The following is a 17,347-nucleotide window of genomic DNA, read 5'->3' on the forward strand; positions in this document are numbered from 1 at the left end:
ACCGTATCCCGACCCGGTGCAGGCTCAGCCAACGGCCAGCCGAGCGTGCCAGACTCGCGCAGGTGACCACGTCGCACGAGTCCGAGAACCTCATGGCCGCGATCCGACAGGGGCGCGTGCGCGTGCGACCGCACGCCCGGGCGGTGGCGCTCATCCTGCACGGGGGACGCGCCGTCGAACCGCGACCGCGCCGCTCGCGCGACGTCTCGTACCTGCGGATGCTGCCCTTCGCACCCGCGGTGTGGCGGGCCTCGCGGGGGAGCGTCGCTCCGGTCCTCGTGCACAACCGGGACGGGGGCTGGATCGCCCCCACCGGCAGCGGCCTCGCCCAGACCCGCGAACTGGTGCGCCGGCTCGCCGACGAGCACGGGCTGCCGGTCGTGCTGCTCGGGCACTCCAGCGGGGGGTGGGCGGCGTTGCGGTGCGGCGACGAGGAGGCCGTGGCCGGTGCCGTGGCGCTCGCCCCGTGGATCGGCGAGGAGGATCCGGACGAGCACCTGCGGCAGAAGGTCGTGCGGGTCGTGCACGGCGAGGCGGACACGGTGTGCAGCCCTCAGCGGTCACGTGACTTCGTCGAGCGGTTGCGCGCCGCCGGAGGTGACGCGACCTATCAGGGGGTCTCCGGTGGCCACGCCCTCCTCGAGCGGCCGCGACGGTGGCACGCCCTGGCTGCTCAGGCCGTGGTGGAGGTGGCTGCCCGGGGCTGAGCGAAGCCGGTGTCGTCGACGGATCGGCCGTGGTGGCTCAGGACCGTGTCGGCGGCAGCGGGAAGAACATCGACGTGCGCTCCATGTACTCCGGGTACCCGGGGCGCTGGGCCATGGAGCGCTCGAGCAGGCGGGCACCGGTCCCGAAGGCGAGCAGATAGGTCATCGCCAGCGGCGAGAGCACGGTGAGCACTCCCGGCCAGGCACCGGCGGCGATCAGCCACAGGCCCCACCACACGCAGGCGTCACCGAAGTAGTTCGGGTGCCGTGTCCACGCCCACAACCCGCGGTCCATGACCCGACCCTTGTTCGCCGGGTCGGCCTTGAAGGCCTTCAGCTGGGCGTCGCCGATCGCTTCGAAGAGGATCCCGACCAGCCACACGAGCGCCCCCAGCGCCGCGACGAACCCGAGGTCGTGATCCGTCGTCGCCGCCACCATCAGCGGCAGGCCGACGAACCACGCCACCACGCCCTGGGTCAGGAAGATCTTGCGCACCGCGACGGCGAAGCGACGCTCGGGCGGGACGTCCTCCAGCATCTCGGAGTAGCGCGGGTCCTCACCGGCCCCGCGCAGCCGGCCGACGAGGTGCCACGCCAGGCGTCCGCCCCACACCGTGGCGAGCACGGCCAGCAGCCAGGAGCGTCCGCTCCCTTCGCCCGCCGCCACGCTCGCCCAGGCGATGAGGACGAAGAGGAGCGGCCACGTCGCATCGATCACCGCGAAGCGGCCCTGCCGCTGCGCGACGAGCGCGGTGACCGCGAGCGCGGCGGCGACGATGCCCAGTCCCGCCAGCCCGACGACGAGGTAACTCATCCGGACTCCTCGGGTCGGCGGGAGAGGATCTGGTCCACGCCCATCCTGCCATCGCGGAAGGCCTGCCGCCCACCGACGAGGTAGAGGCGCCAGACCCGCACGACCTCCTCGCCGACGAGCTCGGTCAGCGCCGTCAGGTGCTCCTCGAAGGTCGCCAGCCACGCGTCCACCGTCCAGACGTAGTGCTCACGCATCGCCCGCACGTGCCGCACCTCCAGACCGCCGGACTCGAAGAACTCGACGGTCTCGCCGAGGGGGCGCATGTGCATGTCCGGCGCGATGAAGGCCTCGATGAAGGGACCACCACCGGGGTGCTTGCCGCGTCGTGACATCTGCTGGATGAGCACGTGTCCTCCGGGCCGCACCCGCCGACGCAGCGTGTCGACGTAGGTGGGGTAGTTCTCCTGCCCGACGTGCTCACCCATCTCGACCGAGCCGACTGCGTCGAACTGCCCGGAGACCTCCCGGTAGTCCCGCAGCTCGATGGTCACCCGGTCGTCGAGGCCCCGGGTGCGGACCTGCTCGTCGATGTAGGCCTTCTGCTCCGCGGCGATCGTCACCCCGGTGACCTGCGCGCCGTAGTGCTCCGCGGCGTGCAGGCTGAGTGAGCCCCACCCGCAGCCGACGTCGAGGAGGGTGTCACCCGGCGTCAACTGCAGCGCCTGGCAGATCAGGTCCAGCTTCGCCCGTTGGGCCTGCACGAGTGGACGGTGCGGATCCAGGTCATCGCCCTCACCGAACCACGCGCACGAGTAGGCCATCGTCTCCTCGAGCAGCAGCGCGTAGAAGTCGTTGGACAGGTCGTAGTGGTGGCTGATCGCCGACCGGTCCCGCAGCAGCGTGTGCCGGCGCCCGCGCAACCGTGCCTGGCTCGCCGGTGGCTGCGGGGGAGTTGAGAGCAGCCCGAGGTCCTTGGCCAGCCGCACGAGAGCGGGCAGGGAACCCACCGCGGCGCGGGTCGGGAAGCCCGTCAGCCCGCGCCGTGCGAACTCCTCCCGGACCCGGTCGAGGAGGTGTCCGACGTCGCCGTCGATCTCCAGCTCGCCGGTGACGTAGGCCTGCGCCGCCCCGAGCTCACCGGGCGACCACAGCAGCCGACGAAGGGCGTCGGGGTGGCGCAGATGGACCGTCGGCCCGTCGGGGAGTCCTGCCTGCGAGCCGTCCCACGCCGTCACCGGCACGGGCAGCGGCCCACGCAGCAGCGGATCCAGTGCGGCCTGGAGCCTGTGGGCGATGCCTGATGCTTCTGCCATCCGTCGATCCTCTCGTGCCGGGTGCTACGTGGCGAATTCGCAGCCGACGGCACATCCGGATGCCGAACGACGTGCCGTGCGCCAGGCGCGAGGGGAGGTGGACCCTCGCCTCAGCCGGTGACGGCGCTTCTCCTCGCGAGCTCCTCCCTGACCTCCCCGACGCCGGCGCCGTGGCACAGCAGCTCGGCCAGCAGCACCCGTGCCTTGCGCGGGTGCAACCAACCGGCGGCGATCACGCCACGGGCGAGGAGGTCGACCTCGGACCCGGCGTAGCCGTAGCTGGCCTCGTGCGTGGGCCCGTCACCCGCGCGGGTCGCCATGACGACGACCACCCCGGCGTCGAGGGCGCGCTGGACCGCGTCGACCATGCGCTCGGGCACGTGCCCGACGCCGAAGCCGGCGATGACCACACCGTCGTACCCGGCCCGCGTCACCAGGTCGAGCACGTCGCCGGTGTCATCGAGGTGGGTCTCCAGCAGCGCGACCGACGGGGGGTCGCCCTCCGTCGCCACGGGAAGTGCGGGGCGCCGGTGGCCGGGGGCGCGCAGGTGCAGCTGCTCCTCCTCGAGGAACCCGAGCGGCCCGAAGGGCCGGGAGACGAACGCGTCCGGGTGGCTGCTGCGTGCCTTGAGCACCTCGACGGCGGTGTGGACCGTGTCGTTCAGCACGACGAGCACGCCGCGGTCGCGGGCCTCCTGCGCCGATGCCGTGAGGACCGCGGCGAGGAGGTTGGCCGGGCCGTCTGCCCCGGGGGTGGCGGGGGGACGCATCGCCCCGGTGACGACCAGCGGCTCGGGGTGATCCCAGTGCAGGTCCAGCCAGTAGGCGGTCTCCTCGATCGAGTCCGTCCCCTGCGTGACGACGACGCCGCGGGCGCCCGCCGCGACCCGGGCCCCGGCCCACTCGATCACCGTCGCCAGGTCGAGCGAGGTCACCGACGCGCTCGGCCGGGTCGCCACCGTGGTCGCGGTGACCTCGGCGATCTCGCCGAGCCGGGGCACCGCCGCGACGAGGTCGTCGGCGGTGAGGGTCGGCGTCACCTCGCGTCCGGTCTGCGACGTCATGGCGATCGTGCCGCCCAGGGCTGCCACGCCGATGCGCGGTGCGCTCATCCCTCGTCCCCTCTCGTCAGGTACCCGGTGCCTGCACCATCATGCCCACATGACGACTTCTGCCGAGACCCCCTTCGCCCTCGTCGACCGCGCCAAGGTCGAACGCAACGTCGCGCGTCTGCGTGACCACCTGGGCGGGCTCGGTGTGGCGCTGCGGCCGCACGTGAAGACCACCAAGGCACTCGAGCCGACGAGCATGGCCTTCGGCGGTGGCACCGGCCCGATCACCGTCTCCACGCTGGCGGAGGCGGAGTTCTTCGCCGGTGCGGGCTACACCGACATCCTCTACGCGGTGGGCATCGCGCCCGGCAAGCTCGACCGGGTCGCGCGGCTGCGCCAGCGAGGCGTGGACCTGACGATCCTGCTCGACACCGTGACCCAGGCGGAAGCGGTGGTCGCCTTCGCCACCGAGCACGACGTGCCCCTGCCGGCGCTCATCGAGATCGACAGCGACGGGCACCGCGGCGGGGTGCGCGCCGACGACCCGCAGCTGCTCGAGATCGCCGGTGTCCTCGCCGAGGGTGGGGTGGAGGTGCGGGGGGTGATGACGCACGCGGGGGAGTCCTACTTCGCCTACACGCCGGAGGCCCTGCGGGCCGCCGCTGAGGGGGAGCGCCGGGCGATCGTCGACGCCGCGACCCGGTTGCGCGACGGGGGGCACCCCGCGCCCGTGGTCAGCGTCGGCTCCACCCCCACCGCCCACGCGGCGACCGACCTGAGCGGGGTCACGGAGGTGCGGGCGGGCAACTACGTCTTCTTCGACCTCGTGATGGCCGGCATCGGCGTGTGCACAGTCGAGGACATCGCGCTGTCGGTCGCCGCGACCGTCATCGGACGCGGACCCGATGAGTCCCTGCTCACCGATGCGGGCTGGACGGCCACCTCCAGCGACCGGGGTACCTCGGTCCAGCCCGTCGACCAGCACCTCGGGATCGTGACCACGGACGAGGGGGTGGTCATCGAGGACCTGGTGATGGTCGGGGCGAGCCAGGAGCACGGGGTGCTGGCCGTCCGGCCGGGAGCCGGGCGTGGGCTGCCGGACCTCGCGGTCGGCACCCGGGTGCGCATCCTGCCGATCCACGCCTGCGCCACCGCCGCCCAGCACGACCACTACGAGGTCATGCTCGGCGAGGGGGAGCCGGTCACCGAGCGCTGGGAGCGTGCACACGGCTGGTGACGGCGGTGGGCGCGCTGGCCCGGGTCAGGCCCTTGCCGTGGCCAGCGTGGTCTCGATCGCGGCGATCAGCGACACCGGTGTCTCGAACATCGCGTAGTGACCGGCGTTGGGGATGACGGTCAGCTCGCAACCGGACAGCTGCTCCAGCCAGGTCGCGCGCATCGTCTCCTCGCCGAGGGCCGGGTCGTGCTCACCGACGACTGCGTGCACCGGCACGGTGGCCGCCGGCAGGTCGGCGACGAAGTCCGCGCCGGTCCACGACCTGAGGTAACCGGCCACCGCCTCGGGCCGCGAGTGCTGCGCCGAGTAGGCGACCATCCCGTCGATCCAGCTCTTCGGCTGGCGGTTGCCGGTGGTGAAGTCGATGATCGCGTGGCGGTTCGCGTTGTCCTGCGCGGCACCGTCGAAGAGGGCCTGCGAGTCGGCATCGAGCGGGACCCCGGATGCGGGGACGGGGCTGACGCCCACGACCGCCGTGATCCGCTCCGGGGCTCGGCAGAGGGCGCGCAACCCCATGGCCCCGCCCATCGAGTGCCCGACCAGGGCGAACCGCTGCCAGCCGAGCTCGTCGGCCAGCGCGAACACGTCGTCGGCGACCTCGTCCAGGGTGAAGTCGCTCGAGACGTCCGCGCGCGAGCCGTACCCACGCAGGTCGAAGAAGGCGAACGTGCAGGCCTCGGTGTCGACGAGATCGGGGAGCAGCCCCCAGCCGTCCGCACCCCCGAACCATCCGTGCACGGTGATGACCTTGGTCGGGCCGGTGCCCACCAGCGTGTGGTTGATCGTCATTGATCGTCGCCTTTCATCCGTCGGGCAGTGCCCGCGTGTCGAGGAGTCGGAGTCTACGCAGTCGCAGTCTCGGGGTGCCGTCGCCGGCACCCGGTGCCCGAGGCACCGACGGTCGTGCCCGAACCTGCCGCGGACACCCCTCCCGCACCCTGCGTACCGGTCCACCCGGCGCGCCCCCGGGGCGCCCGCGTGCGCGACTGAGACGATGGGCGCGTGGATGACCCCTACCCGCCCTCCTCGAGGAGGGCGCGACACCTCGGCACGTGGATTGCTGTCGTCGTCGTCCTCGTCGCCATGGTCCTGGCCGCGATCGTCTACGCGATGGTCCGTCCCGAAGCCGACGTGCAGTCCCCGAGCGCAGACTCCTCGCCGGAGAGGGTGGTGGCCACCTATCTGCAGGCCATGCAGGTCCGCGACCGGGGCACGATGCGTGACATCGTCCTCGACGACGAGCTGGTTCCCACGTGGCGTGACGTCCTGACCGACAGCGATCCCGGGGTCACCGACGTCACCCTGGGGGAGCTCCGGCAGGTGGCGAGTCCGACGGAGTCGGCGGGTGCGCAGTGGCAGCAGGCCGTCACGGTCCCGGCGCAGTTCCGCGTCACCCGGTCCGGCGGTGGTCTCGTCGAGGGCGAGGAGTCATCGCAGGAGTACCTCCTCGTGCGTGACGGCGACGACGAGCCGTGGCAGATCGCCGAGGTCGGGCAGAGTTCGGGCTGAGCCGGGCCACGGCGAAGGGGGTGGGCGCCGGCGCGCCTGCTGGGGCGCCTGCCGCGGCCGGAGGCGCGGCTCAGTCCCCGCCGGACACACCGCGCATGCGGGAGACCACCCGCAGCAGCGAGTCGATGTCCGACAGGTCCGGAGCCGCCACCGGTGCAGCCTCCTGGGTCGGGGAGTCTTGGCCGCCGAGGGAGTCCAGGGCCAGCGAGGCGCTGTAGTAGAGCCCGTCACCCATCAGCAGGATCGCCAGCGCGAGGTCGCGGTCGCCGACCTCCTCCGTGATCAGCTCCAGCCAGCGCACGCGGATTCCCTGGATCGCATCCGTCACCCGGGACTCGGACCCGGGGGCCAGGCGGAAGGCGGCGAGCAGGGTCTGGTCGAAGGCGGAGCCCACCTGCGCGGAGGTGCGCACGTAGTAGGCGGCCGGGCCGTCCGGCGAATCCCGCATCGCCGCGGCGTCCTGCTCGGCGCGGTCCTGCATGCGCGCGACGAGCCCGTCGATGAGCGCAGCCTTCGACGCGAAGTGGTAGAGCAAGCCGCCCTTGGACACGCGCGCGCGGGTGGCCACCGCGTCCAGGGTCGCGGCGCGCTCGCCCTCCTCGATGAGCAGCTCCTCGAGGGCATCGAGCAGTCCTTCGCGTGCAGTCGGCATGAGCGTGACCCTATCGGCCGGACGAGCGCGGGCGACCGGGATCGGGTCGCCACTGTACCGGCTGGACGGTAAGGTGGATGGTGACTCACCACCCGCCTGTCCACACCCACCTCGGAGCACGATGCCCGCCCCCGCCCTGACGACGACCCGCCACGAACCCCTGCTCGGCGTGCGCCGACGCTGGGCGGCACTGGGCGTCCTGATGCTGCCGGTGCTCCTCATCGCCGTGGACAACACCGTGCTGGCGTTCGCACTGCCGGGGATCTCGACCGCACTGTCTCCTTCCGGGACGCAGCTGCTGTGGATCGTCGACGCCTATCCGCTGGTGCTCGCCGGTCTGCTGGTCCCGATGGGGAGTCTGGGCGATGCGATCGGTCGGCGTCGGCTCCTGATGATCGGCGGCCTCGGTTTCGCCGCCGTCTCCGCGTTCGCCGCGTTCGCGCCGACGGCGGAGGTGCTCATCGCCTCTCGCGCGGCGCTGGGATTATTCGGGGCGATGCTCATGCCCGCGACCCTGTCGATCATCCGCAACGTCTTCACCGACCCCACGGAGCGGCGCACCGCCATCGCGGTCTGGGCGGCCGGCTTCGCCGGGGGCGCGGCACTGGGCCCCATCGTGGGTGGCTTCCTGCTCGAGCACTTCTGGTGGGGGTCGGTGCTGTTGCTCGCGGTGCCGGTGCTGGTGCCGCTCCTGGTCCTCGGGCCCTGGCTCGTCCCCGAGTCCAGGGACCCCGACCCAAGCCCGGTCGACCCCGCGAGCATCGTGCTGGTGATGGCGACGATGACCCCGATCGTGTGGGCCGTCAAGGAGGTCTCCCACTCCGGTCCGACCGGGGCCCCGGCGGTGGCGGGACTCGTGGGAGTGATGAGCGGGGCCCTCTTCGTCCACCGGCAGCTGCAACGCCCGCGGCCCATGCTCGACGTGCGCCTGTTCTCCGTCCCGGCCTTCAGCGGGGCGCTGGCGGCGAATCTGCTCAGCGTGTTCTCACTGGTCGGGTTCCTGTTCTTCATCTCCCAGCACCTGCAGCTGGTCAGCGGACGCGGCCCCCTCGAGTCGGGACTCTTCCTGCTGCCGGGTCTCGTGGTCACGATCATCGCGGGTCTGGCCGCCGTGTGGCTGGTCCGGCTCCTCACGCCGGCGACCGTCGTCGCCGGTGGTCTGCTGCTGAACGCGATCGGGTACGGCGTGGTCCTCGTGAGCGGTTGGGCGGGCTCCGACCTGGGGCTCCTGATCGCCTTTGCGATCCTCGGTGCGGGCGTCGGCATGGCCGAGACGATCTCGAACGACGTGATCCTGTCCGCGGTGCCGGCGCACAAGGCGGGGGCGGCCTCCGCCGTCTCGGAGACCGCGTACGAAGGCGGTGCGGTGCTGGGCACCGCCGTGCTCGGCAGTGTGCTCACCGCGGCCTACCGGTCCCGGGTGGACGTCCCCGCAGAGGTGCCGCCGGCGGCCGCGGCTGCCGCGCGCGAGACGCTCGGTGGTGCGGTCGAGGTGGCCGGCGGGCTGCCCTCGCCCCTGGCGGCGCAGCTGCTCGAGTCCGCCCGCAGCGCCTTCGACTCCGGTGTCGTCGTGACCTCGTCGATCGCCGCGATCCTCATGCTCACGGCAGCGGTGATCGCGGGGCTGACACTGCGTCAACAGCCCGATGTGCAGTCCGTCGCGCAGGCGCACCGGTGAGGTGACCCCCGGGTCCGGCATCCAACGCGGAGCGTTGTCGGTGGTCGCTGCCAGGCTTTCCCCATGACGGCGACGGTGACGTTCGGCAGCGAGTTGGGAGTTCTCTCCCACCTCCGTGATGCCGCGCGGTCACTGGTCGGCGCAGGTGATGCGGCCGGTTCGATCTGGCAGCTCGGGGAGGCGGAGGTCGCCGATGGGCTGGCCACGGTCGGCGCGTTGCGGCAGCTGCTTGACGTCGCCGAGGTCGCCCTGGTCCGCGAGGGCCTGGAGCGCGGGTTGCCAGCGCAGGAGTCGTGGTCGGCTCAGGACTGGGTCTGCCGTGCCGAGGCGCAGCGGGCGCCGACGCCGGAGGGCCGGCACGTCGCGCAGGTGCTGCGGGTGGCGAAGGGGGAGTCCCGGGTCGCCCAGGTGACGCAGGCTTTCGCCGTGGGTGACCTTCCCTTGGGCAAGGCGGACCAGCTGGTCCGCTTCGAGGATCACGTCTCCCGGGTCGCCGACCCGGACGAGGTGGCTGAGGCGGTCGCGGTGGTGCTGGAGGGGACCCGCGACACGGTCGTCCCGACCGGGCCCGACGGTCGTGGTCCGCACCAGCGGGTCCGGGGTCTGACCGAGAGGGAGGTGTCGACCGCGCTGACTCGCACGGGGCGGCTGCTCCGACCGGATACGGACCTGGAGCGGGAGGACACGAAGGCGAAGGCGGGTCGGGCGCTGTGGCGCCAGGAGGGGCCGGCCGGGCTGACGACCTACCGGGTCGTCCTGGATGCCGAGGGAGCAGCGGTGGTCGACGGTGCACTGGCTGCGCTGTCCGAGCCGGTGACCGGCCCGGAGGGTGAGCGCGACGACCGGCCACCGGCTCGACGTCGGGCGGATGCCCTGCTCGAGGTGGTCCGGCGCGGAGTGTCCGCTCCGGGCGACGTACCCAGGAGCGACAAGGCGCAGGTGCACGTGACGATCCCGCTCGGTGACCTGCTGGGGCAGGGCGCGCACGGTGCGGGCGTGACCATGACCGGTCAGGTCCTGGCACCATCCGTGGTCCGACGGATGGCCTGCGATGCGGGCATCATCCCGGTTGTCCTGGGTGGCGACGGCGAGATCCTGGACATGGGGCGCTCGGTGCGGCTCTTCACCCCCGGGCAGAGACGCGCGGTGTGGCTGCGCGACGGAGGCTGTACCTACCCGGGGTGCACGATGCCTCCGCAGTGGTGCGACGCCCACCACGTGGACTGGTGGTCCCGCGGGGGAGATACGGACATGGACAACGCAGCCCTGCTGTGCCAACGGCACCACACGAAGGTCCACACCCGAGACCTGGTGGCCACCGTCACGGCCACCGGGGTGACCTGGCACCTGTAGCGACCACGCCCCGCAGCCCTTCCCCGGGGAAGGGCCCCGAGGCATGCCTCGAGCACCCAGGATGTGGGCACGGATTACGGGGCACATGAGGGCACGTGGGGGCCATGGGCAGGTGAGTGCGGGCACGTGGGCGCGGGGAGGTGCGTGCGGGCAGGTGAGTGCGGGCACGTGGGCGCGGGGAGGTGCGTGCGGGCTGGTGAGTGCGGGCACGTGGGCACCGGCAGGCGCGGCCGCGTGCTCGCATGCGGCGGCAGCCGCTGAGGCCCTCAGCTCGTGCCGGCCCTCCCGGCCAGGTGGGTGGCGAGCCAGTCGGTCGTGACCGGCCATGCGCGCGCCGAGGCCTGCGCGTGGTGGAAGGCCGGGGACGGGTTGTCGAAGGCGTGCCCGGCGCCGTCGTAGCGGCAGAACGTGGCGTTCCGACCGGCCGTGACTGCTTCCTCGACGGCGTCGACGCCCTCGGGCGGGATGAACTGATCCGCATTGCCCCAGTGGTGCAGCTGGGGCGAGCGGATCCGGCCGGCCAGATCCAGCAGGGTCGGGATCTGCGATCCGTAGTAGGCGACCAACGCGGCAGGCGCCTCGCCCTCATCGGCCAGGTGCGCGGCCGTCGCCCACGCGAGGCCACCCCCGAAGCAGAAGCCCACCAGCCCGGTGGGTCCGGACACCTCCGGGCGTCGTCCCAGGTACCGGGTCGCCGCCACGGCGTCGGCGACGGTCCGGTCCCAGTCGAGCCGGCCGGAGGTGGCCATGGCCTCCTCGAGACCGTCCATCCCCTCGCTGATCACCGGGCTGCCCAGGCGCCAGTAGGACTCCGGGACGAGGACGACATAGCCCAGGTCCGCGAGGTCGCGGGCCCGTGAGCGGATGTATCCGGTGACGCCGAAGATCTCTTGGAAGAGCACGACCCCCGGGCCGCCCTCGGCAGCAGGAAGGAAGACCTGGACGGGTAGGTCGCCACCCTCGACCGGGACGGTGGACTGCGTGTCGGGAGTGGTCGTGGTCATGGACGTCACCCTCGCACGACCTCTCCGCTCCGTCGAGGAGGTCGCCGTCGGACGCTGGTCAGAGCAGGTGCTCGAGCTCCTGCTCGACGGCACGTCGGGTGCACTGCGCCGTCTGGCCCCACGACGCGTCCTCGCCGAAGCGCGCGCTGAGGTCGACGGTCGTCACCCGAGCGGGCAGATCGGGTACGTCCTCCCGGATGGTGCCGGCGAGGACGAGCACCGGGAGGTCGTGGTGCAGCGCGGCCTCGACGACGCCGCCGACGACCTTGCCGTTGAAGGACTCTGCGTCCAGGGCGCCCTCGCCGGTGACGACCACGTCGACGTCCTCGAGCGCCTCGTCCAGGCCGACCTGCTCGGCCACGAGTCGCAGCCCCGGGACGAGCTCGCCGCCGAGCACGAGCAGACCGCCGCCCAACCCGCCCGCGGCGCCGCCCCCCGGCGCAGTGGCGAGATCGACGCCGTGGTCGGTCAGCCAGGCACCGTACCGGTCGTCGTAATGGCTCCGGACCCGGCGCAACCGGTCGGTCAGCTCGACGACCTGGTCGGGATCGGCGCCCTTCTGCGGTCCGAAGACCGCGGCCGCGTCGGTGAAGACCGTCGCGACGTCGCAGGCGACGAGCAGCTCGACCCCGCGGTCGATCGGCCGCTGCCCGGCCAGACGATCGACGACCGCCTCGACCGCAGCCATGCCGCCATCGGTCATGGCCGAGCCGCCCAGGCCGACGATGACGCGCTGCGCCCCGTCCAGGACGGCATCGGCGATGAGCTCACCGGTCCCGCGACTGGTGGCCGCCATCGGGTCGTTGACCGAGCCGCCACCGGCCAGGTCCAGCCCCGAGGCGCGCGCGCTCTCGATGACGGCGACACCGTCCGCGTGGCGCCACTGTGCCTCCACCGGTCGACCGTGCGGCCCGGTGACGGTGCTCGTGCGGTTGGGCCCGCCGAAGGCGTCGAGCATGCCCTCGCCGCCATCGGCCAGGGGGCGCGCCACGACGTCCCACCCCAGTGGCCCGGCGGCCGCGGTGACAGCAGCCACCACCTCGGGCGCGGTGAGCGACCCCCGGAACTTGTCCGGGGCGGCGAGCAGCGTGCGCCGCCGGGAGCGGCCCCCTTCGTCCGTGGCGGCCATCAGTCCTCCCGGTCACCCGTGGCGACCGGGACCACGTCGACCCCGGCCTCGCGGAAGGGCTCCAGACGGGACCGGATCGACTCATCCGTGACGAGGGTCCATCCCGGGGGCAGGGGGGCCCAGGCCGGCACCGACCCGGGGGTCAGCTTGGCGGCGTGGGCGAGGACCACCGTGCGGCGGGCGTTGCGCGCCGCCACCTCCTTTGTCGCGGCCTCCTCGATCGTCGGCTCGCCGACCCCCCGGTCGGGGTGGACGGCGTCGCAGCCGAGGAAGGCGATGTCCACCGCGAACCGCTCGAGGACCAGCTGGGTGACCGAGCCCGTCAGCCCGTGGCTCGACGGCGAGACCGCCCCGCCGACGACGATCACCTCGATCCGGCTGTCCGCGAGGGTCAGGGCGATCTCGATCCCACGGGTGAGGACGGTCAGGCCCTCCCGGCCGCGCAGGTTCTCGACGAGGTGCGAGGTCGTGGACCCGGCGTCGACGAAGATGGTCGCCCCGTCCTCGACGAGCTCGGCAGCGGCTGCCCCGATGCGTGCCTTGGCCGCCACCTCCAGGGACATCCGCTCCTGCAGCAGCGTCTCGCGGAAGGGAGCGAAGGGCTGGGCCCCGCCGTAGGTCCGGGCGATCGCGCCCTCGGCCTCCAGGGAGGCGAGGTCGCGGCGCACCGTCGACTCGGAGACCTCCACCGCCACCGCGAGGTCCTCCACGCGGGTGATCCCGGAGTGCAGCAGCCGGATGATCTCGCTCAACCGCTGGCCACGCCCCCGGTGCATCCCGACCCGGTGCTCGTTCATCTGGCTGCCTGACTGTCGTGGGTGGCCGGTCACCTCGGCAGGTACTCCTCCCGGATGCCATCGACGAAGGGAGCGTAGTCGACCGCGGCGAGGTAGGCCGAGCGCATGGTGCCGTGGTCGGCCCTGCCGCTGCCGGCGATGTCGAAGGCGGTGCCGTGGTCGACGGAGGTGCGCAGGATGGGCAGTCCCACGGTCACCGAGATCGTGCCGTCGAAGTCGTAGGTCTTCGCCGCGATGTGACCCTGGTCGTGATACTGCGAGAGCACCCCGTCGTAGCGCCCGATGAGGCCGTGGTGGAAGACCGAGTCCGCCGGGATCGGACCGGCGATGTCCAGACCCCTCTCGTTGACGGCGGCGACCGCGGGACGCAGGATCTCGATCTCCTCGTCACCGAAGGCGCCGTTCTCCCCGCCGTGCGGGTTGATCGCGGCGGTGGCCAGGCGCGGGGTGTCCACGCCGTAGATCTGCAGCGCCCGGTGCGCGCGCTCGATCGAGTCGATCTGGGTCTCGACGGTGATCGCGTCGAGCGCCTTGCGCAGGGAGGTGTGCCGCGTGGCGAAGAAGATGCGCAGGTGGTGGCCGCCGTGGGCGTCGTTGCGCACGACGAACATCGTGTCCTGCTTGGTCACGCCGGTCAGCTCACCGAGCATCTCGGTGTGGCCCAGGTGCTCACTGCCGGCGGCCCAGATGGCCTCCTTGTTGATCGGGCCGGTGACGGTGCCGGCGACCTGCTGGTCCATCGCGGCCTTGGCAGCCACCTCGATGGCCACGATGGCAGCCCGCCCGGCCGTGCCGTCGACGGTGCCCCACTCGAGCATCGTGTCGCCGAGGACACCGATGTCGAAGACGTCGATGACGCCCTCGCCGGCGGGGGGAGTGTCCCACCCCTCGACCGAGCGGACCTCGACGTCGAGGCCGAGGACCTCGACTGCCTTCTCGAGGGCGATGCGGTCGCCGACGGCGATGCCGTGGTGGCCGGGGTCGCCGGCGAACTCGGCCAGGGTCTGGGCGGTGATCTCGGGGCCGATGCCGACGGGGTCGCCGAGGGTGAGGGCGAGGACGGGCGCGGAAGTCATGCTGGTCTCCTTCACGGCCCGGACGGGCCGTTGTCGTGGATGGGGGGAGTGTGCGACTGGGTGGTCAGGGAGGGTGCGGCGCGGACCGCCCTTCGTCTGGCGTGGACCATCTCGCAGAGGCGGTCCAGACACAGGACCGTGGTCTCGGTGTCGCCGACCAGGCCACCCTTGGTGACCATGGGCAGGCCCGAGTGCGGGCCGGAGACGATCCCGCCCGCCACGGCGAGGGGGACGACCTCGTCCTCGACCTCGAGTCCCTGACCGTCGAGGTGGTGCAGGACCGCCGCGGTGATGTCACCACCGGTGGTGAAGAGGCCGTCCACCGCGGACTGCGCGAGCGTCCGTCGGGTGATCTCGCCGAGGGCCACCGGAAGCTCGTCGCCCTCCTCGGGGGAGAGCCGGCGCAGGTCACTGTTGTCGATGACCGTGGCCACGAGGACGATCTCGCCGGGGCCGGCCTGCTCGAGCGTCCGCACCACGTCGGGGACGGTGGCGTCGACGTCGGGCACGACCGAGTCGGGGAGCGTCGTGGGACGCACGACGTGACAGTCGCGCTCGCTGATCAGGCGTTGCAACTGCGCCCGGGTCAGCTCGGTGGCCGACCCCGAGACGGCCAGGAGAGGGCCTGAGCCGGACTGGTCGGGGAGCCCGAGCGCCGTCGCCATGGCGAGCGCGCCGGGCCCGGGGTCGACGGTCACCCACTGGACGCCTTCGCCCGCGGCGACCGCCGCAGCGGCCACGTGGTCCAGGTGCTCGGTGGTGAGGGCGTCGGCGACGATGACGTCGATGTCCTCGCCCAACAGGGCGCGGATGGTCTCCACGAGTTCCTCGTGCTGGCTGGTGACCGCTCGCAGGCGCAGGTAGCCGACGCGCAGGTCGGTGGAGCGGGTCAGCAGCTCGCCGACGTCCGAGGTGTCGACCGGGGTACGTGGGTCCCGGGCGAGCTCGGTGTGCTCGAGGCGACTGCCGCGCAGGAGCTGGTGGCCGTCGACGGTGACCCGACCGGCGTCGGGGTGGGCAGTCATGCACAGGGCCGTCACCCGACGGTCGGACAGTGCCCGGACGGCGGTGAGCATCGCCTCGGTGGCGACGCCGATGTTGCCCCGCAGCGTCGTGTCGACCCGGGTGCTGAGCAGCTCGACGGGCCAGCCGGCCCGCACGGCATCGTCGATGGGGCCGGACACGTCCTGCACGTCGGCGTGCCGGGAGTCGGTCGTCACGACGATCGTGTCGAACTGCGGGTGGAACCGGGTGATCGCGCTCCACTCGTCGGCCCGGCCCAGGGTCACGGCCCGCATGCCGGCCCTCGCGAAGCCCGCCGCACTGGCGTTGGCGCCGGTGAGGTCGTCGGCGACCACGAGAACTTTGGCCATCTCGTCAGCCCATCACCAGGTTGAGGACGAAGAGCAGTGGGATCGAGCCGGCCCAGACGGCCGTGGTGATGCCCGACCAGCCCTTCAGGGCTGCTGTGCCCTCGAGCCCGGTGAACCGGGTGACCACCCAGAAGTAGGAGTCGTTGAAGTAGCTGAAGACCATCGAGCCCGAGGTGCAGGCCAGGACGGCGACGACCGGGTCGATGCCGAGGTTGGTCACGAGCGGAGCGGTGACCGACGCCGCGGTGATCATGGCGACGGTGCCCGAGCCCTGCGCGATCCGCACGACCGTCGCGATGGCGAAGGGGACGAGGAAGACGGGCAGGGCCGTTGCGGCGATGGCCTCGGCGAGGGCGTCCCCGACACCCGAGTCGCGCAGGACCTGTCCGAAGGCACCACCGGCGCCGGTGATCAGCAGGATCAGTCCGGCCGAGGCTGCGGCGTCGGCGAACCATCCCTGGACCTTGTTGCGCGGGGTCCAGCGGGGCAGCAGGACGTAGACGGCTAGGATGGCGCCGATCACGAGCGCGACGACCGGGTTGCCGAGGAAGGCGAAGGGGACCGTCCAGCTGCTCGGGTCGTAGTCGCCGGACAGTGCGCCCTGCTGGTCACGGTCGATCGCGGCGGTGACGGTGTTGAGCACGATGAGCACGAGCGGGATGGCCAGGGGGAGGGACCCCACGAAGGCGCCGACGTGGCGGTGACTCTGGCCTGCGGGAGGCTCGCCGAGGTAGTCGGACGGGTTGTAGGTGGCGACGTCGCTCATCTCGTCGCCGTCGGTGGATGCCGGGGCATCCGTCGGACCGCCGCCGCCGGAACCGCTACCGCCGCCGGTGGAGCCCACGCCCACCGTCGCGAGCGTGCCGTAGACGGCTTCGCGCACCTCGGGGATGACGCGGTCCTCCAAGGTGGGGCCGACCCAGCGCGCGTAGGCGATGACGACCGGGAGCAGGATGATCGTGAAGACCAGGCCGGTGACGATGACCAGGCCCAGGTCGGCTCCGAGGATGCCGGTGGCGGCGAGCGGACCGGGAGTCGGGGGGACGAGGTGGTGGGTCAGCGTCATGCCGCAGCCGAGCGCGAGCGCGAGCGCGACGTAGCCACCGCGCTTGACTCGGGCGATCGAGCGAGCCAGCGGGTTCATGATCACGTAGCCGGAGTCGCAGAAGACGGGGATCGAGACCAACGAGCCGACGGAGCCCATGGCCCACTCCTCACGGCCCTTGCCGAAGGCCCGCAGGAACGCCCGGGCCAGGGAGTCCGCCGCTCCGGAGACCTCGAGGATCTTGCCGATGGCGACCCCGAGCCCGATGACGATGCCGATGCTTCCGAGGGTGTTGCCGAAGCCGGTCGTGATCGAGTCGACGATGCCGGTCAGCTGCTGGCCGGACACGACACCGGTGACGAGACAGGCGATCAGCAGGGCGACGAAGGCGTCGAGCCGGGTGCGCAGGACCAGCACGATGATGACTGCGATGCCCAGCACCAGGGCCAGCAGCAGTTGGATGTCCACGATGACTCTCCTCAAAGCGGGGGCGGGCGGCACTGCCCGACATGAGCGATTATGGCACGCAGTATTGCGCAAAACAAGCAGTATCTGCATGAATTACGCAATCCAGCACCATGTGTGGCCGGTTCGTGGACGCAGGACGGGCTGCGCGGAGTGGGGGTCCGACAGGAGGACGTACTACAAACTATTGACGGTGACTCATA

The 17,347-nt window shown here is 72.2% G+C and carries 16 protein-coding genes; 5 read left to right on the top strand and 11 right to left on the bottom strand.

All coding sequences use genetic code 11. The annotated features are described in order from the left end of the window. Nucleotides 1–62: 62 nt before the first annotated feature. Nucleotides 63–707 carry an alpha/beta hydrolase gene (locus tag V1351_RS06175; protein ID WP_338751753.1) on the top strand — a complete coding sequence of 215 codons (645 nt, stop codon included), beginning with the start codon at nt 63–65 and terminating at the stop codon, nt 705–707. A 37-nt stretch (nt 708–744) separates the two neighbouring features. On the opposite strand, the gene V1351_RS06180 is transcribed toward V1351_RS06175, so the two are convergent. The 3 genes from V1351_RS06180 to V1351_RS06190 form a co-directional block, all read right to left on the bottom strand. Continuing rightward, complete coding sequence (locus V1351_RS06180) at nt 745–1,521, bottom strand: DUF1295 domain-containing protein (RefSeq protein ID WP_338751755.1); 777 nt, start codon at nt 1,519–1,521, stop codon at nt 745–747. Further along, nucleotides 1,518–2,774, bottom strand: a complete 1,257-nt coding sequence (locus tag V1351_RS06185) for a cyclopropane-fatty-acyl-phospholipid synthase family protein (protein WP_338751757.1) — start codon at nt 2,772–2,774, stop codon at nt 1,518–1,520. Before V1351_RS06185 ends, V1351_RS06180 begins: the two co-directional genes overlap by 4 nt. Nucleotides 2,775–2,884: 110 nt before the next feature. Continuing rightward, on the bottom strand, nt 2,885–3,886 hold the full coding sequence (locus V1351_RS06190; RefSeq protein WP_338751759.1) for an asparaginase: 1,002 nt from the start codon (nt 3,884–3,886) through the stop codon (nt 2,885–2,887). Between the two features lie 49 nt (nt 3,887–3,935). Here V1351_RS06190 and V1351_RS06195 point away from each other — a divergent pair, with 49 nt between their 5' ends. Next, nucleotides 3,936–5,063, top strand: a complete 1,128-nt coding sequence (locus V1351_RS06195) for an alanine racemase (protein ID WP_338751761.1) — start codon at nt 3,936–3,938, stop codon at nt 5,061–5,063. A 24-nt stretch (nt 5,064–5,087) separates the two neighbouring features. On the opposite strand, the gene V1351_RS06200 is transcribed toward V1351_RS06195, so the two are convergent. Then, on the bottom strand, nt 5,088–5,852 hold the full coding sequence (locus V1351_RS06200; protein WP_338751763.1) for an alpha/beta fold hydrolase: 765 nt from the start codon (nt 5,850–5,852) through the stop codon (nt 5,088–5,090). 213 nt (nt 5,853–6,065) lie between these two features. Here V1351_RS06200 and V1351_RS06205 point away from each other — a divergent pair, with 213 nt between their 5' ends. Next, nucleotides 6,066–6,572, top strand: a complete 507-nt coding sequence (locus V1351_RS06205) for a hypothetical protein (RefSeq protein WP_338751765.1) — start codon at nt 6,066–6,068, stop codon at nt 6,570–6,572. Nucleotides 6,573–6,642: 70 nt separating this feature from the next. On the opposite strand, the gene V1351_RS06210 is transcribed toward V1351_RS06205, so the two are convergent. Next, nucleotides 6,643–7,224, bottom strand: a complete 582-nt coding sequence (locus tag V1351_RS06210; RefSeq protein ID WP_338751766.1) for a TetR/AcrR family transcriptional regulator — start codon at nt 7,222–7,224, stop codon at nt 6,643–6,645. A gap of 121 nt (nt 7,225–7,345) precedes the next feature. On the opposite strand from V1351_RS06210, the gene V1351_RS06215 reads away from it, so the two are divergent. Further along, entirely contained in the window at nt 7,346–8,902 is a 1,557-nt protein-coding gene (locus V1351_RS06215; RefSeq protein ID WP_338751768.1) for an MFS transporter, read from the top strand. Nucleotides 8,903–8,965: 63 nt separating this feature from the next. Next, nucleotides 8,966–10,255, top strand: coding sequence for an HNH endonuclease signature motif containing protein (locus V1351_RS06220; RefSeq protein WP_338751770.1), 1,290 nt, complete (start codon nt 8,966–8,968; stop codon nt 10,253–10,255). 266 nt (nt 10,256–10,521) lie between these two features. On the opposite strand, the gene V1351_RS06225 is transcribed toward V1351_RS06220, so the two are convergent. From V1351_RS06225 to V1351_RS06250, 6 genes are read right to left on the bottom strand one after another with little or no spacing between them, the layout of a single operon-like run. Beyond that, nucleotides 10,522–11,259, bottom strand: coding sequence for a dienelactone hydrolase family protein (locus tag V1351_RS06225; RefSeq protein ID WP_338751772.1), 738 nt, complete (start codon nt 11,257–11,259; stop codon nt 10,522–10,524). 58 nt (nt 11,260–11,317) lie between these two features. Continuing rightward, the gene (locus V1351_RS06230) at nt 11,318–12,388 is read right to left on the bottom strand and encodes a glycerate kinase (protein ID WP_338751774.1); all 1,071 of its coding nucleotides are present in this window, start codon (nt 12,386–12,388) and stop codon (nt 11,318–11,320) included. Beyond that, nucleotides 12,388–13,185, bottom strand: a complete 798-nt coding sequence (locus V1351_RS06235) for a DeoR/GlpR family DNA-binding transcription regulator (protein ID WP_338751776.1) — start codon at nt 13,183–13,185, stop codon at nt 12,388–12,390. The genes V1351_RS06230 and V1351_RS06235 overlap by 1 nt, the downstream gene beginning before the upstream one ends. Before the next feature lie 29 nt (nt 13,186–13,214). Next, entirely contained in the window at nt 13,215–14,261 is a 1,047-nt protein-coding gene (gene pdxA, locus V1351_RS06240) for a 4-hydroxythreonine-4-phosphate dehydrogenase PdxA (protein ID WP_338751778.1), read from the bottom strand. An 11-nt stretch (nt 14,262–14,272) separates the two neighbouring features. Further along, nucleotides 14,273–15,634, bottom strand: coding sequence for a four-carbon acid sugar kinase family protein (locus V1351_RS06245; RefSeq protein ID WP_338751779.1), 1,362 nt, complete (start codon nt 15,632–15,634; stop codon nt 14,273–14,275). A 4-nt stretch (nt 15,635–15,638) separates the two neighbouring features. Continuing rightward, a complete protein-coding gene (locus tag V1351_RS06250; RefSeq protein WP_338751780.1) occupies nt 15,639–17,147 on the bottom strand; it encodes a GntP family permease in 1,509 nt (502 codons plus the stop codon). Nucleotides 17,148–17,347 lie beyond the last annotated feature (200 nt).

Source organism: Janibacter sp. A1S7 (genome assembly GCF_037198315.1).
Taxonomy (GTDB): domain Bacteria; phylum Actinomycetota; class Actinomycetes; order Actinomycetales; family Dermatophilaceae; genus Janibacter; species Janibacter alittae.